Source organism: Shinella sp. GW835-FHT14H05 (assembly GCF_058793575.1).
The window spans coordinates 1-25,299 of sequence record NZ_JBXAFY010000010.1; the positions used below are offsets into that span (position 1 = coordinate 1).

The following is a 25,299-nucleotide window of genomic DNA, read 5'->3' on the forward strand; positions in this document are numbered from 1 at the left end:
CTCGAAATGCTCCAGATCACACTCGACATCTTCCTCGCAAGAAAACGCCTCGCGAGTCCAACATGAACACTCCCCCCCTCAAGGGGGGAGATCGGCGGGCCGCAACGTCGCCGGTTCACTCTTCGGCCCGTATGATTGCCTTGCTGCTTGTACGGATGAAGAGGACCCCATGCTCGGCAAAGTCAACCACATCGCCATCGCCGTGCCGGACATGACCGCCGCCGTGGCGACCTACCGCGATACGCTCGGCGCAAACGTCTCCGCTCCACAAGCGCTGCCCGAGCATGGCGTGACGGTCGTCTTCGTCGAACTGCCGAACACCAAGGTGGAACTGCTGGAGCCGCTCGGTGACGCTTCACCGATCAGCGCCTTCCTCGAAAAATCCCCCGCCGGCGGCATGCACCATATCTGCTACGAGGTGGATGACATCCTCGCCGCCCGCGACCGGCTGGTGGCGAGCGGCGCACGCGTGCTGGGCGACGGCAATCCGAAGATCGGCGCCCATGGCAAGCCGGTGCTCTTCCTGCATCCCAAGGATTTTTTCGGTACGCTGGTCGAGCTCGAAGAGGTGTGACAGCACGCCGCCCTCACGCCGTTTGAACTTGCCGTCCGACCGGCGTAAAAGACCGGCTGTCGCACGAGGGTCTCATCCATGCAGTGGTTTTCCTACTTCGCCGTCTATTTCATCGTCTGGTGGATGACGCTCTTTGCCGTGCTGCCCTTCGGGCTGAAGACGCAGGCCGAAGCCGAGGAGGTGGTGCCCGGCACGGTGGAAAGCGCGCCGGCACGTTTTCGGGGCGGCCGCGTAATGCTGATCACGACGATCGTCTCCGCCGTGGTCTACGGCTGTTGGTACGTGCTGTCGGTGCGGCTGGGCTACGGCATCGACTCCATCCCGCAATTCATGCCGGATTTTAAATAGGCGGCCGCCACAAAGGTTAACGGTCTCGCAACGGCCGGAAGCATGATTTTCCAGCCCCGCCGGGCATAGCTGGAAAAGTCTTTCTTTGCCCCCTGTCATAATGACCGGCAAAAACCCCGAAAAAACGGCGCATAAGCACCCCGCGAGGCGCATCGCAGCGCGGCTGGCTTTACCCCGCGTGAGGCGGAGTGTCGCAGGAGCGGGGAGGTGTGCGGCTTTGACGCATGGACCCGGCAGGCGGGCTTATCAATGGAGGCGCCGGCTTGGCAAAAGGCAAAAAAAAACAAGGCTGAAAGCCTTGTTTTACAGGTATCGCGTGATCTTTATCCGTTGTGCGGTGGCAGCGTCTACGCGCGCCAAAGATCTGATCCTCCCAAGACTTGACCGCGAAATGGCAAGAATTTGTACTTCTTGCCTGTTTTGTGGCCTGAAACTAGCCCAAAGCTTAGGCGTTGTCATCCGCTTTTTTTGCATTTTTGCTACACTGGAATAAAATTTTTCCATTGACAACCTGCACGCAATTTCTGTTATTGACGCCCCCATTTTTCCGCCACATTTGTCGCATCCGTCGGTGACGGTGGACAGTGCGCCGACTCGATGCACGGGCTGGGCCTGCCGGGTTCCCTTCCTCAGGCGAAGCGTTTATGAACGCATCAAAATCAACGTCATTTTGCCCGATTCCCCGAATAGGGCGGATCAGTCAGTCCGGAACCCGATATGCGCCTTTCCCGCTTCTTCCTGCCCATCCTCAAGGAAAACCCCAAGGAGGCCGAGATCGTCTCGCACCGGCTGATGCTGCGTGCGGGCATGGTCAAGCAACAGTCCCAGGGCATCTATACCTGGCTGCCGCTGGGCAAGCGCGTCCTCGACAAGGTGAACGCCATCATCCGCGAGGAGCAGAACCGCGCCGGCGCCGTCGAGCTTCTGATGCCGACGCTGCAGTCGGCCGAACTCTGGCAGGAAAGCGGCCGCTACGACGCCTATGGCAAGGAGATGCTGCGCATCAAGGACCGCCAGGAGCGCCCGATGCTCTACGGCCCGACGAACGAGGAGATGATCACCGACGTCTTCCGGTCCTATGTGAAGTCCTACAAGGACCTGCCGCTCAACCTCTACCATATCCAGCTGAAGTTCCGCGACGAGATCCGTCCGCGCTTCGGCACCATGCGCTCGCGCGAGTTCCTGATGAAGGATGCCTATTCCTTCGATCTCAACCGCGAAGGCGCGGTGCACGCCTATAACCGCATGTTCGCGGCCTATCTGCGCACCTTCTCGCGCATGGGCCTTCGCGCCATTCCGATGCGTGCCGATACCGGCCCGATCGGCGGCGATCTCAGCCACGAATTCATCATCCTCGCCGATACGGGCGAATCGGAAGTCTTCTGCCACAAGGACTTCCTGAACTTCGACGTGCCGGCCGAAGACACCAACTTCGAGGACGTCGCAGGCCTGAAGGCGATCTTCGACAAGTGGACCTCGCGCTACGCCGCGACCTCCGAAATGCACGACGCCGCCGCCTTCGAGGCGGTTGCGGAAGGCGAGCGCCTGTCCGCCCGCGGCATCGAGGTCGGCCACATCTTCTATTTCGGCACGAAATATTCCGAAGCCATGGGCGCCAAGGTTCAGGGGCCGGACGGCAAGGAGCACATCGTGCACATGGGCTCCTACGGCATCGGCCCGACGCGCCTCGTGCCGGCGATCATCGAAGCCTCGCACGACGAGAACGGCATCATCTGGCCGAAGGCCGTCGCCCCCTTCGAGGCGATCGTCATCAACATGAAGTCCGGCGACGATGCCTGCGACGCGGCCTGCGAGAAGATCTACGCCGAACTGCTGAAGGCCGGCATCGACGTGCTCTACGACGACAAGGATGAGCGGGCAGGCGCCAAGTTCGCCACGGCCGACCTCATCGGCGCGCCGGTGCAGGTCATTGCCGGCCCGCGCGGCGTCGCCAACGGCGAAGTCGAGATCAAGGACCGCAAGACCGGCGCGCGCGAGACGCTGACCATCGAGGCGGCGATCAACCGCCTGACGTCCGGTAATTGATGCGGCGTGCCGGCGCCGGGGCAACGGGAGGGACCATGGCTGACGCAGCGAGCGGTGCATCTGCAACCGGGGCTCAAGCCTACAAGAAAAACCGCCCGTTCTCCGCTTTCGAGCGGATGGTCGCCTGGCGCTACCTGCGCTCCCGGCGCAAGGAAGCCTTCATCTCGGTCATCGCCGGCTTCTCCTTCATCGGCATCATGCTGGGCGTCGCCACGCTCATCATCGTCATGGCCGTCATGAACGGTTTTCGCACGGAGTTGATCTCGCGCATCCTCGGCATCAACGGCCACATGATCATCCAGCCGATCGACACGCCGCTGAACGACTATGCCGCACTCGCCGAGCGGCTTTCCGCCGTCGCGGGCGTCACGATGGCGATCCCGCTCGTCGAGGGCCAGACGTTGGCCTCCGGCACGGCCGGGGCCGGCACCGGCGCGCTGGTGCGCGGCATCCGCGCCGATGATCTGGCGAAGATGAAGGCCGTCTCGGACAATTTCAAGGAAGGCGACCTCGTCGGCTTCGCCTCTGGCAGCGGCGTGGCGATCGGCTCGCGCATGGCCGAGCAGCTTGGGCTGAGCGCCGGCGGCCAGATCACGCTCGTCGCACCCGAAGGCGACGTGACGCCGCTGGGCGTCAACCCGCGCGTCAAGACCTACACGGTCTCAGCGATCTTCGAGATCGGCATGTCGGAATACGACGCCTCGATCATCTACATGCCGCTTGAAGAGGCGCAGCTCTACTTCAATGCCGAAGGCATCGTGCAGTCGATCGAGCTCTTCGTCACCAATCCCGATGCGGTCGACGAGCTGCGCCAGCCGATCGAGGCGGCGGCCGGGCGGCAGATCTACATAACCGACTGGCGCCAGCGCAACCGCACCTTCTTCTCGGCGCTGCAGGTCGAGCGGAACGTCATGTTCATGATCCTGACGCTGATCGTGCTCGTCGCCGCGCTCAACATCATCTCCGGCCTCATCATGCTGGTGAAGGACAAGGGCAGCGACATCGCGATCCTGCGCACCATGGGCGCCACGTCCGGCGCCATCATGCGCATCTTCTTCATGACGGGGGCGGCGATCGGCACGGTCGGGACCTTTGCCGGCGTCGCGCTCGGCGTCGTCGTCTGTTTGAACGTCGAATCGATCCGCCAGTTCTTCTCGTGGATTTCAGGCACGACGCTGTTCAATCCGGAACTCTATTTCCTGAGCCAGCTGCCGGCCGACATGAATGCCGGCGAGACGGTCACGGTCATCGTCATGGCGCTGGCGCTTTCGTTCCTCGCGACCATCTTCCCCGCCTGGCGCGCTTCCAAGCTCGATCCCGTCCAGGCCCTGCGGTACGAATAGGAACAGAACGCCATGAACGCGCGCAACGCACTGGAACTCAGGGGCATCGAACGGCACTACGGCCAGGGCGAGACCCTGCTGACGATCCTGAAAGGCGCGGATTTCACGCTGAAAAGCGGCGAGACCGTCGCACTCGTGGCGCCCTCCGGCACCGGCAAGTCGACCCTGCTGCACATTGCCGGCCTGCTCGAAAAGCCGGATGTCGGCGAGGTCTTCGTTAACGGCCATTCCTGCGCCGAGCTTGCCGACGAGGAGCGCACCACGATCCGCCGCAACGAGATCGGCTTCGTTTACCAGTTCCACCATCTGCTGCCGGAATTCAGCGCGCTGGAAAACATCATGATGCCGCAGCTCATCGGCGGCCTCACCAAGGCGGAGGCGCGCGAACGCGCCGCCCAGCTGCTCGACTATATGCGCATCGGCCATCGCGCCGAGCACCGCCCGTCGGAACTCTCCGGCGGCGAGCAGCAGCGCGTCGCCATCGCGCGTGCCGTCGCCAATGCGCCACTCCTGCTGCTGGCAGATGAGCCGACCGGCAACCTCGACCCGGAAACCGCCGGCTACGTCTTCGAGGCGCTGGAAGCGCTCGCCCGCCAGTCCGGCCTTGCGGCGCTCATCGCCACGCACAATCACGAGCTCGCCGGCCTGATGGATCGCCGCGTGACGATCGAGGACGGCCTCGTGCGCGAGCTCGCCTGAAGCCTCCCGGCCGTTGATTAATTGTCCAGCCCGCAGATCGAGCGGGCGATCTCGTCGTTCCAGTCCTTCAGCAGCACGAATTGCGCCTTGCCCGTGATCGGCTGGCCAAGCGCCTTGCCCTTGCCGGTCAAGACGTTAAGGTCGCAATCGCTGACGGCGTCCGTGTCGAGCGTGTCGTAGGACGAATAGGTGTAGCCCGCGACGATGAAATCGAAATTACGGTGGGCGATCGTCAGCGTCTGGCGCCAGCGGTCGCGGCCGATCGAATCGTTTTTCGTCGTGAGCGTGAAGGAGCCGTTGGCGAGCGCCGCGAGCTCCGGCTCCTGGCCAAACATGGTCAGGTTGCCCCAGACCGTCCTGGGCAGGGCGAGCGCCAGCGTCAGCCGGTTTTCCTCCGGCTTGGCGACGTAGATGTAGAGCCCGTTGTCGTCTCCGCTGTCGTCGCCCGGCGTTGCCACCAGGGCGAGATCCGGCGTGCCGTCCTTGTTCCAGTCGCCGCTCGCCATGGCCATGATGCGCTCGGCCGGGAAATCCGCGGCGGCGGCAGGGGCAGCCGGGCTGGCCGAAAGCAGAAGGGCGGCAATCAACGACTTCATCTCTTTTCCTCCATGTGAGCGAGGCGACCATATTGCGCCTTCGAACGGCGGTCCAGAGGGCCTGTGGAAAGCTGTTGACATGAGAACAAGAATAGAACAAAATGAAAACATAAAAGGAAAGGGAGCCACAATGACCGATTTTCTTCGTGATCTTGCTGCATTCACCTCCATGGCCATGTTCGTCGCCACGTTCTCCGTCATCCTCTTCGGAATCTGACGGCCCGCATTTCATTCTTTGAAGCCGATCGCCTCTCGCCCACGCGTGCTCGCGCGTGGAAATCGGGTGTAACGGCAATAACCTTCTGGACGAGACCGGTGCGAATCCGTTTAAGCTTCCTGCCTTGACCGGAAGGAAGATGCGCATGGCGGACGAAGCTCGGAAGATGGATGGCGGCGCGGCAGCGGAGACGCCGCAATTCGTGCATCTTCGCGTGCATTCGGCCTTTTCGCTGCTCGAAGGCGCCTTGCCGATCAAGAAGATCATTGGCAAGGCGACGTCCGATCAGCAGCCGGCGATCGCAATCACCGACACGAACAACCTGTTCGCCGCGCTGGAATTTTCGCAGAAGGCGATCGGCGACGGCATCCAGCCGCTGATCGGCTGCCAGCTGTCGATCGACATGGAAGACGAGGGCGACGGTGAACGGCGCGGCGGGCAGGCGCAACTGGTAAAGCTGCCGTCGATCGTGCTGCTTGCCGCGACCGATGCCGGTTACGCGCGTCTCGTCGAGATCGTCAGCCGCGCCTATCTCGGGGGCGAGGGCAATCAGTCGATCCGCATCGCCTATAGCTGGCTGGAAGCGGGCATGGACGGGCTGATCGCGCTCACCGGCGCCCATGGCGGCCCGGTCGACATGGCCATCCTCGCCGGCCAGCCGGCGGTGGCGCGCGCGCGCCTTCATGCGCTGAAACGCGTCTTCGGCGACCGGCTCTATATCGAGCTGCAACGCCATGGCCGCTACGACAAGCAGCACGAGCGCCGCATGGTCGAGCTTGCCTATGCGGAAGACGTGCCGCTGGTCGCCACCAACGAGCCGTTCTTCCCGGCGCCCGATGACTATGACGCGCATGACGCGCTGATGGCGGTGGCGCACAATGCCATGGTCTCGGACGACAACCGTTTCCGCCTGTCGCCCGACCACTATCTGAAGAGCCGCAAGGAGATGGCAAAGCTCTTTGCCGACCTGCCGGAGGCCCTGGAGAACACGGTCGAGATCGCCCGGCGCTGCTCCTTCGTATTGAAGACGTGCAGCCCCATCCTGCCGCGCTTCACGGGCGCGACGGACGATCCGGAGGAGGCGGACCGCGCCGAATCTGCTGAACTGCGCCGCCAGTCCGTGGAGGGCCTCGAAAGCCGCATGGAACTGCTCGGCCTGACGCCCGGCTATACCGAGCAGGATTATCGCGAGCGGCTGGATTTCGAGCTCAGCGTCATCGAGCGCATGAAGTTCCCCGGCTACTTCCTCATCGTTGCCGACTTCATCAAATGGGCCAAGCAGCAGAACATTCCCGTCGGACCCGGCCGTGGCTCGGGTGCTGGTTCGCTCGTCGCCTATGCGCTGACGATCACCGACGTCGATCCGCTGCGCTTCTCGCTGCTCTTCGAACGCTTCCTCAACCCGGAACGCGTCTCGATGCCCGACTTCGACATCGACTTCTGCCAGGACCGCCGCGAAGAGGTGATCCGCTACGTGCAGCAGAAATACGGCCGCGAGCAGGTGGCGCAGATCATCACCTTCGGTTCGTTGCAGGCGCGCGCTGCGTTGCGCGACGTCGGCCGCGTGCTGGAAATGCCCTACGGCCAGGTCGACAAGATCTGCAAGCTCGTGCCGAACAACCCGGCCAACCCGACGCCGCTCTCCAAGGCGATCGAGGAGGAGCCGAAGCTGCAGGAGGAGGCGGAGAAGGAGCCGGTCGTCGCGCGCTTGCTCGACATCGCCCAGAAGATCGAGGGCCTCTACCGCCACGCCTCGACGCACGCCGCCGGCATCGTGATCGGTGACCGGCCGCTCTCGCAGCTCGTGCCGATGTACCGCGATCCGCGCTCCGACATGCCGGTCACCCAGTTCAACATGAAATGGGTGGAACAGGCCGGCCTCGTCAAGTTCGACTTCCTCGGCCTGAAGACGCTGACCGTCCTGAAGACGGCGGTCGATTTCATCCGCAAGCTCGATGTCGAGGTGAAGCTCGAAAGCCTGCCGTTGGACGACCAGCCGACCTACGAGATGCTGTCGCGCGGCGAGACGGTCGGCGTGTTCCAGGTGGAAAGTGCCGGCATGCGCAAGGCGCTGATCGGCATGCGGCCCGACTGCATCGAGGACATCATCGCGCTCGTGGCGCTCTATCGCCCGGGTCCGATGGAGAACATCCCGGTCTACAACGCCCGCAAACACGGCGAGGAGGAGATCGAGTCGATCCATCCGATGATCGACCATCTGCTGAAGGAAACGCAGGGCGTTATCGTCTACCAGGAACAGGTGATGCAGATCGCCCAGGTCCTGTCCGGCTATTCGCTCGGCGAAGCCGATCTTCTGCGCCGCGCCATGGGCAAGAAGATCAAGGAGGAGATGGACAAACAGCGCGCCCGCTTTGTCGACGGCGCCGTGAAGAACGGCGTGTCGAAGCCGCAGTCCGACCTGATCTTCGACCTGCTCGCCAAATTCGCCAACTACGGCTTCAACAAGTCGCACGCCGCCGCCTACGCCATCGTTTCCTACCAGACGGCCTATCTGAAGGCGCATTACCCGGTCGAATTCCTGGCCGCGTCGATGACCTACGATATGTCCAACACGGACAAGCTGAACGATTTCCGCCAGGATGCCGGGCGTCTCGCCATCGCGGTCATCCCGCCTTCCGTGCAGACGTCGTTTGCCCATTTCGAGACCGGCGAAAACCGCATCTACTACGCGCTCGCCGCCATCAAGGGCGTGGGCGAGGCGGCCGTGCAGCACATCGTGCAGGTGCGCGGCGATACGCCGTTCAAGAGCCTGGAAGACTTCTGCCTGCGCATCGACCCGAAATTCGTCAACCGCCGCGTCTTCGAAAGCCTGATCGTCGCCGGCGCCTTCGATTGTTTCGGCCATGACCGCGCCGCCATGGTTGCCGGCCTCGACCGCATGCTCGGCTATGCGCAGCGCGCGCAGGAAGACAAGAACAGCGGGCAAGGCGACATCTTCGGCATGGGGGCTGCGACCGGGCCGGAGGTGATCACGCTGCCGTCCTACACGCCATGGCTTGCCTCCGAAAAGCTGCACCGCGAGTTCCAGGTGCTCGGCTTCTTCCTGTCGGCCCATCCGCTCGACACCTATGCGCCGATCTTGTCCAAGATGCGGGTGCAGACCTTTGCCGACTTCGCCATCGCCGTGAAACGCGGCGCCACCGCCGGCCGCCTTGCCGGCACGGTGACCTCCAAGCAGGAGCGCAAGACCCGCACCGGCAACAAGATGGGCATCGTCGCCTTCTCCGATTCGTCCGGCCAGTTCGAGGCGGTGCTGTTTTCGGAAATGCTGAACCAGTACCGCGACCTGCTGGAGGCCGGCAAATCGCTGGTGATGACCGTGCAGGCGGAGGAGCGGCCGGAAGGCATCGGCCTGCGCATCCAGACGCTGCGCTCGCTGGAGGAAGAATCGCTCCAGACCCAGAAGGCGCTTCGCGTCTATGTGCGCGATTCCGGCCCGCTGCGCTCCATCGCCGCCCACTTGAACACCAAGGGCGACGGCCTGGTCTCGTTCATCGTCATCAAGGACAATGGCCAGCGCGAAATCGAGGTCGAGCTCAACGAGCGTTTCCGCATCTCCCCCGAAATCGCTGCCGCCATGCGCTCCGCACCGGGCGTGCTGGATGTGGAGCTGGTCTAGTTATTTCGCCGCCGGGATGCGGGCGATGACCTTGATCTCGAAGTCGAAACCGGCGAGCCAGTTGACGCCGATGGCGGTCCAGTTCGGGTAGGGCTTCGTGTTGAAGACCTCGTGCTTGATGGCCAGGATCGTGTCGAACTGCTTTTCGGGATCCGTGTGGAACGATGTCACGTCGACGATGTCGTCGAGCGTGGCGCCCGCTGCCGCCAGCGTGGCCTTGAGGTTTTCGAAGGCGAGGCGCACCTGCTGTGCGAAATCGGGTTCGGGCGTGCCGTCTGCACGGCTGCCGACCTGTCCGGAAACGAACAGGAGATCGCCGGATTTGATGGCCGCCGAATATTCGTGTTCGTCATAGAGGGCGTGCCGGCCAGCCGGATAAATTGCTTCGCGTTGGGTCATTTCGGTCTCTCTTTCTGTTTGTAGGGGCGGCTGACGGAGCAGCATCGCTTCACAGCCGCTGTAATTTCGTATACGTTGCGTATATGAAATTGGGCGCGCATGGCGCAGATGTCAAGTTCATATACGGGCCGTATATCAAAAATAAGGATGAAATCGTGAATCGGCGCATCGAGATGATGGAGGAAAACCGCGTCAAGCTGATCGGCGCCGCGCGCCGTGCCTTCGGCAAGAAGGGCTATTCCGCCGCCTCCATGGACGAATTGACCGCCGATGTCGGGCTGACGCGGGGCGCGCTCTACAATATTTTTGGCGACAAGCGCGGGCTTCTCGCCGCAGTCGTCCATCAGATCGATTCCGACATGGCGACGCGCGCCAAGGAAATCGGGGAGCGCACGGGAGACGATTGGGGTGGCCTCTTGGCCGAAGGCGCGGCCTATATCGAGATGGCGCTCGATCCCGAGGTGCAGCGCATCGTGCTGCTCGACGGGCCTGCCGTGCTGGGAGACCCCTCGCAATGGCCGAGCCAGAGCGAATGCCTGCAAGTCACGCAGGCGAAAGTGGAAAAGCTGATCGGGGAGGGAATGCTCAAGCCCGTGAATGGCGAGGCCGCCGCCCGTCTCCTCAGCAGCATGGCGTTCAACGCTGCGCTTTGGATTGCGGCGAGCGATGAACCGAAAGAGGTGCTTCCCAAAGCTGTCGAAGCGTTCAAGGCTCTTGCGACGGGCCTCTTGGCCCGGCCAGCCTGACGACGTTTGTGGAATTTTTGTTTAAGGGCGTGGAAGCGGCAGGCCCACCCTTGACCTTCGGGGTCCGGGCCACAAATTCCTGATCTGTTGCCGATGAACAGGGAGCCGGGGAAACGGATGCGATTACGAACTGCTGTCTTGTGCTGCCTGTTCGCCGTCGCCGGCCTCCCGTCCATCGCCATGGCCGATCGCACCACCGTCACCATCGAGGCGCTGGGCGCACCGAGCGATGATGCCCAGCTGCGCAAACGGGTTGCTCTGATGAGCAGCCGGCTCGACGATGAAGAGGTCCAGTTCAGCGGCACGGATGCCATGGCCGAACTGAAGGTGCTCCGCAGCTATGTCGGTGAAAAGCGGGAGCTTCTCGATGAGCGGCGGGAAATTCTCTCGATGATGGGCCGCGTCACGGTACGCTCGGCGCTTCTCGGCTATGAAGACGGCATTGCGGCCTTGGAGGAGCTGGAGACCTTGAGCGAGGGTGACGATCGTCCGCTCGGCCGACGGCTGATGGACCGCTATGTTCATGCGGAACTGCTGGGCGCCTATGCGACAATTCCCGGCAACAGCGCCAGCCACGCGCTTTCCGCCGAGCAATATGGCAAGGCCGCGCTGCTTGCCGACGTCTACTCGGGATATAGCGACGACCAGCGCGCCGGCGTGCGCGAGAAGCAGGCCTTCCAATTGCACGAGGCCAAGCGCTACGAGGAAGCGCTGGCGCTCAACCAGGATGTGCTGTCGCGCGGCGAGCGGCTTTTCGGCAAGAGCCATCCGAAGCTGAAAACCGTGCTCACCAACCTCGCGCAAAATCTGCATGCCATGGGCCGCAAGCAGGAGGCGGAGCCCTATCTCGTCCGTGTTCTGGAGATCGCGGAGGCCGAGGACGACCTCGAAACCATCCAGGACATGCTGTTCCAGCGCGGCGTGCTCGCCTACGAACTCGGCCGCATGGACGACGCAAAATCCTTCATGCAAAGCAGGATCGAGCGTCTGCGCGCCGCTGGCGACACCGCCTGGCTGGCGACGGCCGAAGGCGATTATGAGGAACTGTTGAAGCGCCTCGGCGAATGATCGCCCGAAAAGAGCCACCGGTTCCCGGTGGCCCTATGCTGCGCCAGAGGTCGCGGGTTAATTGACGACCGTGACCGACGAGACCTTCTTCTTTTTCTTCTTCTTGCTGCCCTGTACGATCGAAGCGTCCGCCTTCTGCACCTTGCGGGTGACCGTGATGAAGTCCGTGCCGTCGCCGGTTTCGGGGCCGAGGCCCGTGTCGGAGATCGACAGCGAGGCGCCTTCGCCCATCAGGCCGGAAATGCGGTTGCGCATGTCTTCCGGAATGTCGAGGCGGTCGAGGGTTTTCGTCAGCGCGTCAGGGGCGGAAGCGTCGGCCTCGGTGGTGATGCCGAGGCGTTTCAGCGTGCCCTGCGGCAGCTGGTTGTCCATGCTCACGCCGTACCAATCGGCCTTGCCCTTGTCGGCATCGACTTCGCGGGCGATGAGGAAATGGGTGCCGAGCGCGATTTCCGGATTGCGGATGGTGATCGGCTCCTCGATCAGCGGCTTGAATTTCTGGCGCACCAGGATCTGGCCGTTCGGCGGCGTGCCCTTGCCGGCCTTGGCATAGACGGCAGCGACCAGTTCCGGCGAGATCACGCCGTCTTCCGTCAGGCCTTCGGCGAGCTGGAAGGCGCGGATGGCGGTGACGGTCTGCTTGCCGTGCAGGCCGTCCGGAATGCCGGCGTCGTAGCCGAGCGAGGTCAAAAGCCGCTGGAGGTCCACCAGCATTTCACGCTCGCCGCGCCGCGTGACGAGAATGCGGATCGGGTCCTGTTCGGTCTTCTGTACGATGGGCGTGACGATCTCCGGCTTCGGATCGGTCATCGCCACCTCGACGCTCTTGTCGCCGGCCTCGATGAGCGACGGGCGCAGGCCCGCTTCCGACAGGAGCGGCGTATCCGGCACGACGACGACGGGCTTGAACAGCGCGGCATGCACGATGCGCTGCGGGGCGATCTCGCGGTCGGTGATCAGCACATGGCCGCCGCGCCGCGTGACGCTGAACAGCGTCTTGGCAAAATCGTTCGGCAGGCGCACGCAGCCATGCGAGGCGGGGTAGGAGGGCACGCTGTTGGAGGCGTGCAGCGCGATGCCGGACCAGGTCAGCCGCTGCATGAAGGGCATCGGCGCGCTGTCATAGAGGTTGGAGAAGTGCGTGCGCTTCTTTTCCAGGATGGAGAAGATGCCGGTCGGCGTCGAATGGCCGGCCTTGCCGGTGGAGACGCGCGATGTGGCGACGATCACGCCGCCATCATAGATCTTCAGTTCCTGCAGGTCCTTCGACACCATGATCTGGAGGGGACCTTCGAGCGTTCCGCCGAGCGCCGTGGCGCAGCTCAGCATCAGGCCCAATATGCTCATGCCAGTAGCGAGGCGAAACTTCATGTAACCCATCCGTACGCAATACAAACCGAAGGGGAGCTTAGTGCATCCAGTTTAAAGAAGGCTTGATGCAGCTGGCGATCCCCCGATCTGTGCCAACCCGATGCAATGCAGAACGCTGGTTCTTCGGGATTTATTCGGTGGGGGTGTCGGTTTTCCCGGCGGATTTGAAGGTCAACTTTTCGTGAAAGCGTTCGGGGCCGGATTTGCCGAACGTATAGCCGGTTTCCACGCTCGCCTTGCCGAACTTGTCGCGCAGCGTGTTCATCGCGGCTTCCGCGGCAGCACGGCGGCTCGCGGCCGGATCGACGAGATCCGGCGGGTCCGCGCGGCCGGGATCGGCAAGCTCCGTGACGCCGATGCCGATCAGCCGGTACTTCGTGCCGTCCACTTCCTTGCGCAGCAAGTCGAGGCCGGTGCGAAAAATCCGGTCGGCGAGCATGGTCGGGTCTTCGAGCTTGCGGTTGCGCGTGCGGGCCTTGAAATCAGCGGTCTTCAGTTTGAGCACGACCGTATAGCCGGCAATGCCGGATTTCCGCAGCCGCGAGGCGACCTTCTCGCTCAGGCGGCGCAGATGCGTGACCAGTTCGTCATAACCCGCAATATCGTCGAAGAAGGTGGTTTCGGCCGAAACGCTCTTGGCGGCGTCGTTCGGATGCACCTCGCGGTCGTCCTGCCCGCGCGAAAGGTTGAAGAGGCGCTTGCCCATGACGCCATAGCGGCGCATCAGGTCGGTTTCCTCCATGGTCTGGAGCTGGCCGACGGTGCGGATGCCGTCGCGCTCCAGCGTCTCGGCAAAGGCCTTGCCGACGCCCCAGATCAGGCGCACGGACTTGTCCCGCAGGAAATCGAGCGCCTCCGCTTCGCCGATGACGGAAAAGCCGCGCGGCTTGCGCATGTCCGAGGCGACCTTGGCGAGGAACTTGCAATAGGAGAGGCCGATCGAGATGGTAATGCCGATCTCCTTTTCGACGCGCTCGGCAAAGCGCGCGAGCACGCGGGCTGGCGGATCGTGGTGCAGGCGCTCCGTGCCGCGCAATTCCAGGAAGGCCTCGTCTATGGAGAGCGGCTGCACGAGCGGCGTCAGCTCCTGCATCATGGTGCGAATCTCGCGCCCGACCCGCACATATTTCTCCATGTTGGGGCTGATGACGACGGCGTTCGGGCAGGCCTCCAGCGCCTTGAACATCGGCATAGCCGAGCGCACGCCGTGGATGCGCGCGACGTAGCAGGCGGTCGAGACGACGCCGCGTTTGCCGCCGCCGATGATCACCGGCTTGTCGGCAAACTCCGGATTGTCGCGTTTCTCGATCGAGGCATAGAAGGCGTCGCAGTCGATATGGGCGAGCGTCAGGTCATAGAGTTCGTAATGATAGACGAGGCGGGGGCTGCCGCAGGCGCGGCAACGGCGCAGATTGGCCGGCTGCCCGGAAAGGCAGTCACGACAGAAGCCCGGAAAACGCTGTGCGGCGGTGCTCATGAATGGAACAAATATTGAACATCGCGACATTACTGCGTAAGTTGGCGAGTCTCAAGAGGAACCGGGGCTGAAAGCATGACGACGCACAGGCTGGACGCGCGGTGTCGCACACCCGGTTTATTCCCTCAGAAATCGGTGTCGCCATACGGTCCGGAGAGGATCGCGTGGGCGCGCACGACCGTCTCCGGCGTGATGCCCGTCGCGGCGCTGAAGTCGAGCAGCGTCGGCTCGTGTCCCATCAGGAAATCGACGAGGCCGGCGAGAAAGCCGGGATCGTTGATGGCGTTGCGCACTTCGGTGGGCGCGACGCCGGTCAGCGCGAGGAAACGCGAGAGCAATTCCGGCTCGCCGGCGATCCAGCCGAGGATGGCGACAGCGGTTGCTTCCGCCTCCGCCGTCGCGGGTGTATCTTTTTGGCTTTTCATCGTTTTCCCTCGGGAAATTTACCTTTTAATCAACCAAGTGCCGCTAACGTGGCTGCGGTCAGGCTGGGTGATTTCGGCTTTGCCGCAACTTATCGATCTTCCGGAGGGTTGCAAGGCCGGTGAGAGGAACAGGGACGCACAATGCCCAAGCAAGTGATGATTGTCGAGGACAACGAGCTGAACATGAAGCTCTTCCGGGACCTCATCGAGGCGTCCGGCTACACCACCATCCAGACCAGGAATGGCATGGAAGCCCTTGATCTGGCACGAAAATACCGCCCGGACCTGATCCTGATGGACATCCAGCTTCCGGAGGTTTCGGGTCTCGAAGTCACCAAGTGGCTGAAGGAGGACGACGAGCTCCATGTCATCCCCGTGATCGCCGTCACAGCCTTCGCGATGAAGGGCGACGAGGAGCGTATCCGGCAGGGTGGCTGCGAGGCTTACGTCTCGAAACCCATCTCCGTTCCGAAATTCATCGAAACCATTAAGACCTATCTCGGCGACGCATGAGGTAGAGACCAGGGCCATGACAGCACGCATCCTCGTCGTCGACGACATTCCGGCCAACGTGAAGCTGCTCGAAGCGCGGCTGCTCGCGGAATATTTCGACGTGCTGACGGCCGATAACGGTTATGAGGCACTGTCGATCTGCGAGCGCACCCAGGTCGATCTCATCCTGCTCGACATCATGATGCCCGGCATCGACGGTTTCGAGGTCTGCGAGCGGCTGAAGGCCAATCCGCGCACGTCGCATATCCCGGTCGTCATGGTAACCGCGCTCGACCAGCCGTCGGACCGCGTACGCGGCCTGAAGGCCGGCGCCGACGATTTCCTGACCAAGCCGGTCAACGACCTCCAGCTCATGTCGCGGGTGAAAAGTCTGGTGCGGCTGAAGACGCTGACGGACGAGCTGCGCATGCGCGCCGCGACCGCCCGCGCCATCTCCATGGAGGAGGGGCTCGACAATGTGATGGGCGACGAGGCGGGCGACGTGCTGCTCGTCGACAGCCGTGCGAGCTCGCAGGAGCGGATTTCCCGCGCGCTGAAACCGATCGCCGACGTCACCTGCACGTCCGATCCGCAGGCGGCCCTCTTCCAGGCGGCCGAAAGCAATTACGAACTGGTGATCGTCAACGCCAATTTCGACGATTACGATCCGCTGCGGCTCTGCTCGCAGTTGCGCTCGTTGGAGCGCACGCGCTTCCTGCCGCTGCTGTTGATCGCCGAGCAGGGCCATGACGACCTGATCGTGCGCGCGCTCGATCTCGGCGTGACGGACTACCTGATGCGGCCGATCGACCCGAACGAGCTGATCGCCCGCAGCCTTACCCAGATCCGCCGCAAGCGCTGCAACGACCGCCTGCGCGCCAGTGTGCGCCAGACGATCGAGCTGGCCGTGACGGACGGCCTCACGGGTCTGCACAACCGCCGCTACCTCGACAATCACATGAAGCTGCTGATCGACCGCGCCACCGCGCGTGGCCGCCCGCTGTCGGTCTGTATCACCGATATCGACCGCTTCAAGCTCGTCAACGATACCTACGGCCACGATGCCGGCGACGCGGTGCTGCGCGAATTCGCCAACCGCGTGCGCTCCGCCGTGCGCGGCGCCGATCTCGCCTGCCGCTACGGCGGGGAGGAGTTCGTCCTGGTGATGCCCGATACGTCGGCCGAGATGGCGGCGGGCGTGGCGGAGCGCCTTCGCACGATCGTCGAGCGCGAGCCCTTCCGCATTCCCGGCACCGATGTCTTCCTGCCGATCACCGCCTCGCTCGGCCTTGCCTCCGCGCTGCCTTCGGGCGACAGCCCGGAAACATTGCTGAAGCGCGCCGATGCCGCGCTCTACGAGGCCAAACGCTCCGGACGGAATCGCGTCGTGGCTGCCGCCGCCTGATTCGGGTGGTTCGCCGGCATCTGGCGATAGGTTGTCCACAGGCCAGATTGCACTCCGGCCATTTGGCTTGAAGTCCGGGCGGGTCCCGAACGCAGCCGGAAGGCGGATTTCGGGCCCCTGCGGCTCATGCCCGCGGCGAAATTTCGCTATAAATCCTACTATTTATTTTTGGTCAGCCTTATCAACGGGTTGTGCTGGCTGCAATCTAACCGTGTGGCTTCGCGGCATTTTATCAGGGTTGTGGGTGGTTCGCGCTATGGTTGACGTAACGTGGACCCGCCGTTGTTGTGATCCATAACGTAACTGGAACCCAATGAGACAAGTGTCGCCGCCGCGGTTAACTATGAGACAAGGAGCGGCGAGGGGAGCGTTAAGAATTCGTTGATTTTTTTTCTTTTTCGCGCGATGTTCAACTCATGGGCGGCAAACAAGCCCGCACAACCGGTTACCCCATGATGCTAGGTCCGCCGCATCTCCTGGGTCGTGGGGTCGGTCGGCTGGTTACGACACAAACGGAATCCTCGTGCCGTCGTCGTATCTGGCCGACCCCCGTTCAGCGCCGCTCCCGTGAAGGGAGCGGCGTTTTTGATTCGCGAATCTCTGAAGAGTTTGCAGCGACCCGGCCCAAAAGGAAAGGCGCCGGACGTTTCCGCCCAGCGCCTTTGCGAACCGAAAGGGTTGCCAAGATTACTTGATCTTGGTTTCCTTGAATTCGACGTGCTTCTTGACGACCGGATCGTACTTCGTCTTGGTCATCTTGTCCGTCATCGTGCGGCTGTTCTTCGTCGTTACGTAGAAGAAACCGGTGTCGGCCGTCGACAGCAGCTTGATCTTGATGGTGGTAGCCTTGGCCATGGTCGTCCTGCCTTTATGAAAAACGAAGCCGCGGACAGCCAGTCTGCTCCACGGCTTAAATCTGGGCGGAAACTACAAATCGCGCCCGAAAAGTCAAGCCCGTTTCGGTCGGAAAACGATCCGGGCCAGTGAAAGTACCAGGTAAAAGCCGAAGAAGGACACGATCGCCCAGGCAAAACCATCATTGCCGGAGACGTCCATCGCCGCACCGATCGCCTGCGGACCCACCACCGTGCCCACCGCATAACAGAAGATGAAGGCGGCATTGGCGGCCGCGAGGTCCGCCCCGACGAGTCGCGAGCCGAGATGGCTGAGGCCGACCGTATAGAGGCCGGCGACGCAGCCGCCCCACACCAGCAGCACCACGGCCATCAGCACCCAGTTCTGCGACACCAGCGGTAGCGAGAGCGCGCCGACGAGGCCGATGACGGCCATGATCGTCAAGAGGCTCCTGCGGTCCTTCATGCGGTCGGAGAGCATGCCGAGCGGGATCTGGAACGCCATGTTGCCGATGCCCATGACGGTGAGCAGCAGGGCCGCCTGCGGCTCGCTGAAGCCGGCACGGGTGGCGTAGATCGGGAAGAGCGAAAGACCACCCACTTCCACCGCGCCAAAAATGAAGACCGCGGCCGTTGCCGTCGGCACGAGCAGCACGTACCGCATGAAATGCAGCTCCGGCTTCTCGTCGATGATCGGGCTTTCGGCACGCGCGATGTAGATCGGGAGCGCCGCAAGCAGGATGATCGCCGCGCCGACTGCAAACGGCAGCACGCCGTCGCTGCCGAGGATGGAGAAGAGCAGGGGGCCGGTGGCAAAGCCGAGCGACAGCACGGTCGCGTAGATGCCGAGCACCAGGCCGCGCCGGCGGGGCGGGGCGGCGGCGTTGATCCAGAATTCCGAGAGGATGAAGAGCGTGGTGATCGCGCCGTGGAAGACCAGGCGCAGCGGGAACCACAGCCAGAAATTCTCGATATAGTAGAAGCCGAGGCCGCTGATGGCGGAAAGCAGGATGGCAAGCAGCATCGTCGTCGACGTGCCCCAGGCATGGGCAAGCCGCGTGGTGAAGGGCGCTGCGGCCATGGCGGCGACGCCCGCCATCGCGGAGTTGATGCCGATCATCGTAGACGAGATGCCGCGCTTTTCCATGATGATGGAGAGCAGCGGCAGGCCGAGGCCGATGGCGATGCCGACTGCGGAAATGGCGGCGACGGCTGCAATGAGAGACCTCCAGTGGATGCTCTCCACCGGGCCGGAGGTGCCGGATTGCGGCTGCGTCATATGCGATCGATCCTCAAAGAATATCCCGTAGGTGACGCCCGCGCTGGGCGTAGAACAGCGGCGCGGGCCTTCCGAAGGGCAGAGACTTGTCTTCCTGAATGCTTTTTTTAAGCTCTTCAAGGATCAATACGGTTATGTCGGGCATGTCGATGCCCTTGTGGTCAAAAATATCTACCCAGCGCAGATCTTCCAGCTCATGGCTGGCCTTGGCGCCGGCCGGATCGACGCCCGCCTCGTCGGCAAAGAGCGTGAAGAAGCGTGTGTCGAAGCGCCGCACCATGCCGGCGGGCGTGATGGCGCGGGCGAGAAAGCGCAGGTGGGAAAGGTCGGGGCGGAAGGGAAGCACGCCTTCCGCAGGCTCGGCGAGCGGTGCGCCGACCAGGATGCCGGCCTCTTCGTAGAGTTCGCGCACCGCCGCCACGCCGAGCGCGCGCAGCCGCGAATTGGAACAGCGCGTGCCGGCCTTCAGCGCGAGCCGCTCGTTGGCGAGCGGGTTCAGCGGGTTGGCGATGGAGACCAGGCGATCGCCGGCGTCACGCCGGCCGCCGGGGAAGACGTAGACGTCAGGCATGAAGACATGTTTGCTGCTGCGTCGGCCGACGAGCACACGCACGCCGGCCCCCGACCGGTCAAGAAGCAGGATCGAGGCTGCATCGACAGGCCGGACAGATGTCATGCCGTCCGGTCGCCATAGGCTGGAGCGGCCTCCGCCTCGGCGGGCTTGTCGTTGAACCCGTGCATCTTCAGCGCCCATTGCAGGCCGATCGTTCCGCCCTTGATGGGCTGCATCATGAGAAGCGCCAGGATAAGCGTGATCGGCGTCCAGATGGCGAGATGCTGCCAGGTGGAGAGCGGCCAGACGAGGTCCGTCATCATGTAGCCGCCGACGACGATATGGCCGACGATGGTGATGACGAGATAGGGCGGCAGGTCGTCGGCGCGCTGGTGCGTATAGTCCTCGCCGCAGGCCGCACAGTTGTCGACCGGCTTCAGGAACGAGCGGAAGAGGCGGCCGGTGCCGCAGGCCGGGCAGCGGTTCAGCATGCCGCGCTTGATGGCGCGGCCGAGCGGGCGCTCCGCTGGCGCGGCACTCGCGGTATCGCCGAATTGCAGCGTGCTGCTGGTCTCGTTCGCCTGCATGTCCAAGTCCTTCCTGCCGGCACTTTTGACCGGCCTAACGTCTCCCGCGGGGAGGGCGGGTGCCCGGCTGGCGCCGCGGTTCGCTGCCCTTGCGCCGGCCCGACTTGTGGAAGGAGCGCACTGCCGTCGGCATCTTGCGTCCCTCGCTCAACATGTCGAACCGGAGCGAACCGGCGAGCGGCACCGCTTCCGCGAGCCTCACGCGCACCATATCCCCGAGGCGGTAGCCAAGCCCGGTTTTTTCGCCGGAAAGCGCCTGATGGGCCTCGTCGTAGATAAAGTAATCGCGTCCCAGCAAAGATATAGGCACGAAGCCGTCGGCGCCATACTCCGGCAGGGTGACAAATAGTCCCGCCTTGGTGACGCCCGAGACGCGGCCGTCGAATTCCTCGCCGATACGCCCGGCAAGGTGATGGGCGATCAGCCGGTCGACCGTGTCGCGCTCGGCCGCCATGGCACGCCGCTCGAAGGTCGAGATCTCGGCCGCGATGTCGTCGAGCACCGCTTCCTCGTCCGGCGTGATGCCGCCTTCGCCGAGCCCGAGCGAGCCCACCAGCGCCCGGTGCACGATCAGGTCCGCATAGCGGCGGATCGGCGAGGTGAAATGGGCGTATTTCATCAGGTTGAGGCCGAAATGGCCGATATTTTCCGGGCTGTAGATCGCCTGGCTCTGCGAGCGCAGCACCATCTCGTTGACCATCTGCTGGAACGGTTTGTCCTGCGCCTTGGCGAGCACGCCGTTGAAATGGTTGGAGCGCATGCTGCCGCCCTTAACGAGCGAAATGTCGAGCGTCTGCAGGAACTCGCGCAGCACCTCCTGCTTGGCAAGCGAGGGCGCGTCGTGCACACGGTAGATCAGGACCTGCTTCTTCTTCTCCAGCGTCTCGGCGGCCGCGACATTCGCCTGGATCATCATCTCTTCGATGAGCTTGTGGGCATCGAGCCGCGGCGGCACATGGACGCGGTCCACCGTGCCATCCGGCTTCAGCAGGATCTTGCGCTCGGGCATGTCGAGTTCGAGCGGCTGGCGACGGTTCCGGCCGACCGTCATGATGCGGTAGGCTTCCCACAGCGGCTTCAGGATCGTGTCGAGGATCGGTCCGGTCTTGTCGTCCGGCGCGCCGTCGATTGCCGCCTGCGCCTGCTGGTAGGAGAGCTTCGCCGCACTCTTCATCATGATGCGGTGGAAGGTGTGGCTCGCCTTGCGGCCTTCATGCGAGAAGACCATGCGCACGGCGAGCGCAGGACGGTCGACGCCTTCCTTCAGCGAGCAGAGATCGTTGGAGATGCGCTCCGGCAGCATCGGCACGACGCGGTCCGGGAAATAGACCGAGTTGCCACGCTTCTGCGCTTCGCGATCGAGCGCGGATTTCGGCCGGACGTAATAGCTGACATCGGCGATAGCGACGGTGACGATCACGCCGCCCGGATTGTCGGGAGACGTGTCCGGCTCGGCATAGACCGCGTCGTCATGGTCCTTGGCGTCATGCGGGTCGATGGTGATGAGGGGGAGGCTGCGCCAGTCCTCGCGATGCGACATGGTGGCCGCACCGGCGGCCTCCGCCTCGCGGATCACGGCATCGGGGAACACATGCGGAATGCCGTGGGCGTGGATGGCGATCATCGAGATCGCCTTTTCCGAGGCCACCGAGCCGACGACGCTCTTGATCTGCGCCTTCGCCAGGCCAAAGCGGCCCATGCGAACGACATCGATCTCCACGAGGTCGCCATCCTTGGCGCCCGCCGTGAACTCGGCGTCGACCTCCATCTCCTCGCCGCGGCGATCGATCGGCATGATGCGCCCGCCGCCGCCCGCTTGCGCGGCGCGGAACACGCCCATGCCGGAATTCTTCCGCTTGTCGAGCACCTTGATGATGCGCGCCGTATAGGCCGGCCCGCCGCGTTCCTTCGCCGGGAAGATCTTGGCGAGCACGCGGTCGCCGAGGCCGGCGACGGGCGCCTTGCCCTTGCTGCCGACAGTGGACTGGCGGATGGCCACGGCAGGCGCCACGCCCGCATCGTCCAGCCATTCCGCCGGGCGGCCGATCAACTCGCCATCCACGTCGCGCGTGGTGATGTCGAGCACGGCGACAGGGGGCAGCGCGCCGGGTCTTACAAGCGATTTGCGGCGCTTTTCCAGAAGCCCGTCTTCCTCGAAGGATTTGAGCAGCGCCTTCAGCTCGACGCGCGTCTCGCCCTTCAGCCCGAAGGCCTTGGCGATCTCGCGCTTGGAGGCCTGTTCCGGGTTCTCCGCGATGAAGCGCAGCAGCACGTCGCGCGGCGGCAGGACGCCGTGGATGATCGGGATATTGTCCGTCGGCGGCACGTCACGACCCGCGCGGCCGGGCCGCTTGGATTGTCCTGCCCGGCTGCGTGGTTCCCTCGTCATGTCGTCAGGCCTTCTTCGCCTTGGCTGCGGTCTTGCTGGCTGCGGTTTTGGGTTTCGCCTTCGCCTTCGGCTTTGCCGCCTTGGCGTCGTCGGATTTCGCGGCCTTCGTCGCCTTGGCCTTGCCGCCCTTGACGGGCGTCTTGCCGGCCTTTTCGGCGATCAGTACGAGCGCTTCCTCCATGGTCACGCTGTCGGCCGCCTTGCCCTTCGGCAGGGTGGCATTCACCTTGCCCCAGTTCACATAGGGGCCGTACTTGCCATCCCGCACCGTGATGGGACCGCCATCCGGATGGTCGCCGAGCGTCTTCAGCGCCGCCGGCGTGCCGCGCGAGCGACCGCCCGGACCCTTCGACGCCTTGTCGGCGATGACGGTGACGGCGCGGTTGAGGCCGACCGAGAACACGTCCTCGACGGTTTCGAGATTGGCGTAGCCGCCATCATGCAGCAGGAACGGTCCATAGCGGCCGATGCCGGCGGAAATCATCTTGCCGGTTTCCGGATGCTGGCCGATATCGCGCGGCAGCGAAAGAAGTGCGAGCGCCTTCTCGTGGTCGATGCTTGCCGGCGTCCAGCCCTTGGGCAGGCTCGAACGCTTCGCCTCCTTGCCGTCGCCACGCTGCACATAGGGGCCGAAACGGCCGGAGCGCAGGGTGATCTCCTCGCCGGTATGCGGGTCCTTGCCGAGGCTCTGCGGCTCGTTGGAGGCATTCGCCTCCGCGTCCGAACCATTGTCGGCGGAAAGCTGGCGGGTGAAGTTGCATTCCGGATAGTTCGAGCAGCCGACGAAGGCGCCGAACTTGCCGAGCTTCAGCGAGAGTTTCCCCGTGCCGCAGACCTGGCAGATGCGCGGATCGCTGCCGTCCTCGCGCTTCGGGAAGACCAGCGGCGCCAGTTCCTCGTTCAGCGCATCGAGCACGTTGGTGACGCGCAGTTCCTTGGTGTCCTCGATCTGGGCGAAAAAATCCTTCCAGAAATCGCGGAGAACCTGCTTCCAGTCGAGTTCGCCGGCCGAGATCTTGTCGAGTTTTTCTTCGAGATCCGCCGTGAAGTCATATTCGACATAGCGTGTGAAGAAGCTTTCCAGGAAGGCCGTGACGAGGCGGCCCTTGGTTTCCGGGATCAGCTTGCGCTTGTCGATGAGGATATATTCGCGGTCGCGCAGCGTCGCGAGTGTGGCGGCATAGGTCGACGGACGGCCGATGCCGAGCTCTTCCATCTTCTTGATGAGCGAGGCTTCGGAATAACGCGGCGGCGGCTCGGTGAAGTGCTGGGTGGCGTTCACCTTCTGCTTGGCGAGCGCCTCCTTCGCGTTGATCTCCGGCAGGCGGCCATCGTCGTCACCGTCGTCCGATTGCTCGCCGTCTTCCTTCTGGTCGGTATAGGCGGCGATGAAGCCGTCGAAGCGGATGACCGAGCCGGTCGCGCGCAGGCCCGCCTTGCGGCCGCCATTGTCTGCCTCGATCTCGACGGTCGTGCGCTCGATTTCGGCCGATGCCATCTGGCTGGCGATGCCGCGCTTCCAGACGAGGTCGTAGAGCCGGAGCTGGTCCGGATCGAGATAACGCTTCACCTGGTCCGGCGTGCGATCGAAGGAGGTCGGGCGGATCGCCTCGTGGGCTTCCTGCGCGTTCTTCGCCTTGGTGGAATAGAGGCGGGGCTTTTCCGGCACGTAGCGCGCGCCGAACTGTTCCGCGACGGCCTGGCGCGCGGCATCGATCGCCTCGGGCGCCATCTGCACACCGTCGGTACGCATATAGGTAATGAGACCGACGGTCTCGCCGCCGATATCGATGCCTTCATAGAGCTTCTGGGCGACCTGCATGGTGCGCGAGGCGGAGAAGCCAAGCTTCGAGGAGGCGGCCTGCTGCAGGGTGGAGGTCGTAAACGGCGGCGAAGGATTGCGCTTCATCGGCTTGGCTTCGACGCTCTCGACCCGGTAGGTCGCGCCTTCGAGCAGTGCCTTGAGGCGGTTGGCCTCTTCGCCGTTGTTGATGGATTTCGCCTGAAGGCGCTTGCCTTCGGCCGAGGAGAGGCGGGCCTCGAACTCGTCGCCGCGCGGCGTCTTCAAAAGGGCGGAGAGGTTCCAGTATTCTTCCGAAACGAAACGTTCGATCTCGGATTCCCGGTCGCAGACGAGGCGCAGCGCCACCGACTGCACGCGGCCGGCCGAGCGTGCGCCCGGCAGCTTGCGCCACAGCACCGGCGACAGGTTGAAGCCGACGAGATAATCGAGCGCACGGCGGGCGAGATAGGCATCCACCAGCGCGATGTCGATATCGCGCGGGTTGCGCATGGCTTCGAGCACGGCCGACTTTGTAATGGCGTTGAAGACGACACGCTGCACCGGCTTGTCGCCGAGGACACGCTTCTTCTTCAGGACGTCGAGAACGTGCCAGGAGATCGCTTCGCCTTCGCGATCCGGGTCGGTCGCGAGAATGAGGCCGTCGGAGGATTTCACCGCATCGGCGATGTCTTTCATACGCTTGGCGGAGGCGCTGTCCACTTCCCAGGTCATCTCGAAGTCTTCGTCCGGACGCACGGAGCCGTCCTTGGCCGGCAGGTCGCGCACATGGCCGAAGGAGGCGAGCACGGTGTAACCGGGGCCGAGATACTTGTTGATCGTCTTGGCTTTGGCAGGCGATTCCACAACTACAACATTCATCGTCATTTTTCTCTGAGTACCGGGTGCCGCGCGGTTGGGTGCCGGCGAAACGGGCGCAATGCGCCGGAAAGTCGTGTCTCGACATGAACAGACAAAGCGTTCCGGTCAAGAGGTAGGGCTGAAATAAGT

At 63.5% G+C, this 25,299-nt stretch carries 21 protein-coding genes; 10 read left to right on the forward strand and 11 right to left on the reverse strand.

Annotated elements, in window-relative coordinates:
• Nucleotides 1-169 precede the first annotated feature (169 nt).
• The 5 genes from mce (at nucleotide 170) to AC1Q6Z_RS24685 (ending at nucleotide 5,010) form a co-directional block, all read left to right on the forward strand.
• Nucleotides 170-574, forward strand: coding sequence for a methylmalonyl-CoA epimerase (gene mce / locus AC1Q6Z_RS24665; protein WP_492649638.1), 405 nt, complete (start codon nucleotides 170-172; stop codon nucleotides 572-574).
• A gap of 78 nt (nucleotides 575-652) precedes the next feature.
• A complete protein-coding gene (locus tag AC1Q6Z_RS24670) occupies nucleotides 653-922 on the forward strand; it encodes a DUF1467 family protein (protein ID WP_256119010.1) in 270 nt (89 codons plus the stop codon).
• A 717-nt stretch (nucleotides 923-1,639) separates the two neighbouring features.
• Entirely contained in the window at nucleotides 1,640-2,968 is a 1,329-nt protein-coding gene (gene proS / locus AC1Q6Z_RS24675) for a proline--tRNA ligase (RefSeq protein WP_435265323.1), read from the forward strand.
• Nucleotides 2,969-3,003: 35 nt separating this feature from the next.
• The gene (locus AC1Q6Z_RS24680) at nucleotides 3,004-4,311 is read left to right on the forward strand and encodes a lipoprotein-releasing ABC transporter permease subunit (protein WP_435265324.1); all 1,308 of its coding nucleotides are present in this window, start codon (nucleotides 3,004-3,006) and stop codon (nucleotides 4,309-4,311) included.
• A gap of 12 nt (nucleotides 4,312-4,323) precedes the next feature.
• Nucleotides 4,324-5,010 (forward strand): ABC transporter ATP-binding protein, encoded by a 687-nt coding sequence (locus AC1Q6Z_RS24685; protein ID WP_256119014.1) that lies wholly within the window; start codon nucleotides 4,324-4,326, stop codon nucleotides 5,008-5,010.
• A gap of 17 nt (nucleotides 5,011-5,027) precedes the next feature.
• Here AC1Q6Z_RS24685 and AC1Q6Z_RS24690 read toward each other — a convergent pair whose 3' ends face one another.
• Nucleotides 5,028-5,606, reverse strand: coding sequence for a hypothetical protein (locus tag AC1Q6Z_RS24690; RefSeq protein ID WP_492649639.1), 579 nt, complete (start codon nucleotides 5,604-5,606; stop codon nucleotides 5,028-5,030).
• Nucleotides 5,607-5,968: 362 nt separating this feature from the next.
• Between AC1Q6Z_RS24690 and dnaE the strand changes: the two genes are divergently transcribed.
• Complete coding sequence (dnaE, locus tag AC1Q6Z_RS24695) at nucleotides 5,969-9,463, forward strand: DNA polymerase III subunit alpha (protein WP_256119016.1); 3,495 nt, start codon at nucleotides 5,969-5,971, stop codon at nucleotides 9,461-9,463.
• Here the strand turns inward: dnaE and AC1Q6Z_RS24700 are convergent, their stop codons facing one another.
• A complete protein-coding gene (locus tag AC1Q6Z_RS24700; RefSeq protein ID WP_256119017.1) occupies nucleotides 9,464-9,862 on the reverse strand; it encodes a RidA family protein in 399 nt (132 codons plus the stop codon).
• Nucleotides 9,863-10,035: 173 nt separating this feature from the next.
• On the opposite strand from AC1Q6Z_RS24700, the gene AC1Q6Z_RS24705 reads away from it, so the two are divergent.
• Both AC1Q6Z_RS24705 and AC1Q6Z_RS24710 read left to right on the forward strand, forming a co-directional pair.
• Nucleotides 10,036-10,608 (forward strand): TetR/AcrR family transcriptional regulator, encoded by a 573-nt coding sequence (locus AC1Q6Z_RS24705; RefSeq protein WP_305112077.1) that lies wholly within the window; start codon nucleotides 10,036-10,038, stop codon nucleotides 10,606-10,608.
• A 138-nt stretch (nucleotides 10,609-10,746) separates the two neighbouring features.
• Nucleotides 10,747-11,676: a tetratricopeptide repeat protein gene (locus tag AC1Q6Z_RS24710; protein ID WP_492649640.1), complete on the forward strand. Its 930-nt coding sequence runs from the start codon at nucleotides 10,747-10,749 to the stop codon at nucleotides 11,674-11,676.
• 57 nt (nucleotides 11,677-11,733) lie between these two features.
• Here AC1Q6Z_RS24710 and AC1Q6Z_RS24715 read toward each other — a convergent pair whose 3' ends face one another.
• The 3 genes from AC1Q6Z_RS24715 to AC1Q6Z_RS24725 form a co-directional block, all read right to left on the reverse strand.
• Nucleotides 11,734-13,047, reverse strand: coding sequence for a L,D-transpeptidase family protein (locus AC1Q6Z_RS24715; protein ID WP_492649641.1), 1,314 nt, complete (start codon nucleotides 13,045-13,047; stop codon nucleotides 11,734-11,736).
• A gap of 130 nt (nucleotides 13,048-13,177) precedes the next feature.
• Nucleotides 13,178-14,524 carry a DNA polymerase IV gene (locus tag AC1Q6Z_RS24720; protein ID WP_492649642.1) on the reverse strand — a complete coding sequence of 449 codons (1,347 nt, stop codon included), beginning with the start codon at nucleotides 14,522-14,524 and terminating at the stop codon, nucleotides 13,178-13,180.
• Between the two features lie 125 nt (nucleotides 14,525-14,649).
• Nucleotides 14,650-14,949 carry a DUF3572 domain-containing protein gene (locus tag AC1Q6Z_RS24725; protein ID WP_439617078.1) on the reverse strand — a complete coding sequence of 100 codons (300 nt, stop codon included), beginning with the start codon at nucleotides 14,947-14,949 and terminating at the stop codon, nucleotides 14,650-14,652.
• A 141-nt stretch (nucleotides 14,950-15,090) separates the two neighbouring features.
• Here AC1Q6Z_RS24725 and AC1Q6Z_RS24730 point away from each other — a divergent pair, with 141 nt between their 5' ends.
• Nucleotides 15,091-15,462 carry a response regulator gene (locus tag AC1Q6Z_RS24730; protein WP_010065708.1) on the forward strand — a complete coding sequence of 124 codons (372 nt, stop codon included), beginning with the start codon at nucleotides 15,091-15,093 and terminating at the stop codon, nucleotides 15,460-15,462.
• 16 nt (nucleotides 15,463-15,478) lie between these two features.
• The gene (locus AC1Q6Z_RS24735) at nucleotides 15,479-16,846 is read left to right on the forward strand and encodes a PleD family two-component system response regulator (protein ID WP_439628051.1); all 1,368 of its coding nucleotides are present in this window, start codon (nucleotides 15,479-15,481) and stop codon (nucleotides 16,844-16,846) included.
• A gap of 687 nt (nucleotides 16,847-17,533) precedes the next feature.
• On the opposite strand, the gene rpmG is transcribed toward AC1Q6Z_RS24735, so the two are convergent.
• The 6 genes from rpmG to topA form a co-directional block, all read right to left on the reverse strand.
• Nucleotides 17,534-17,701: a 50S ribosomal protein L33 gene (rpmG, locus tag AC1Q6Z_RS24740; RefSeq protein ID WP_023512792.1), complete on the reverse strand. Its 168-nt coding sequence runs from the start codon at nucleotides 17,699-17,701 to the stop codon at nucleotides 17,534-17,536.
• Between the two features lie 93 nt (nucleotides 17,702-17,794).
• Nucleotides 17,795-18,979: an MFS transporter gene (locus AC1Q6Z_RS24745; protein ID WP_492649643.1), complete on the reverse strand. Its 1,185-nt coding sequence runs from the start codon at nucleotides 18,977-18,979 to the stop codon at nucleotides 17,795-17,797.
• A 13-nt stretch (nucleotides 18,980-18,992) separates the two neighbouring features.
• A complete protein-coding gene (locus tag AC1Q6Z_RS24750) occupies nucleotides 18,993-19,655 on the reverse strand; it encodes an NUDIX hydrolase (protein ID WP_492649644.1) in 663 nt (220 codons plus the stop codon).
• Nucleotides 19,652-20,119, reverse strand: coding sequence for a DUF983 domain-containing protein (locus AC1Q6Z_RS24755; RefSeq protein ID WP_492649645.1), 468 nt, complete (start codon nucleotides 20,117-20,119; stop codon nucleotides 19,652-19,654). Before AC1Q6Z_RS24755 ends, AC1Q6Z_RS24750 begins: the two co-directional genes overlap by 4 nt.
• Before the next feature lie 34 nt (nucleotides 20,120-20,153).
• The gene (gene rnr, locus AC1Q6Z_RS24760; protein ID WP_492649646.1) at nucleotides 20,154-22,508 is read right to left on the reverse strand and encodes a ribonuclease R; all 2,355 of its coding nucleotides are present in this window, start codon (nucleotides 22,506-22,508) and stop codon (nucleotides 20,154-20,156) included.
• Between the two features lie 4 nt (nucleotides 22,509-22,512).
• Entirely contained in the window at nucleotides 22,513-25,170 is a 2,658-nt protein-coding gene (gene topA, locus AC1Q6Z_RS24765; RefSeq protein WP_492649647.1) for a type I DNA topoisomerase, read from the reverse strand.
• Nucleotides 25,171-25,299: the final 129 nt, after the last annotated feature.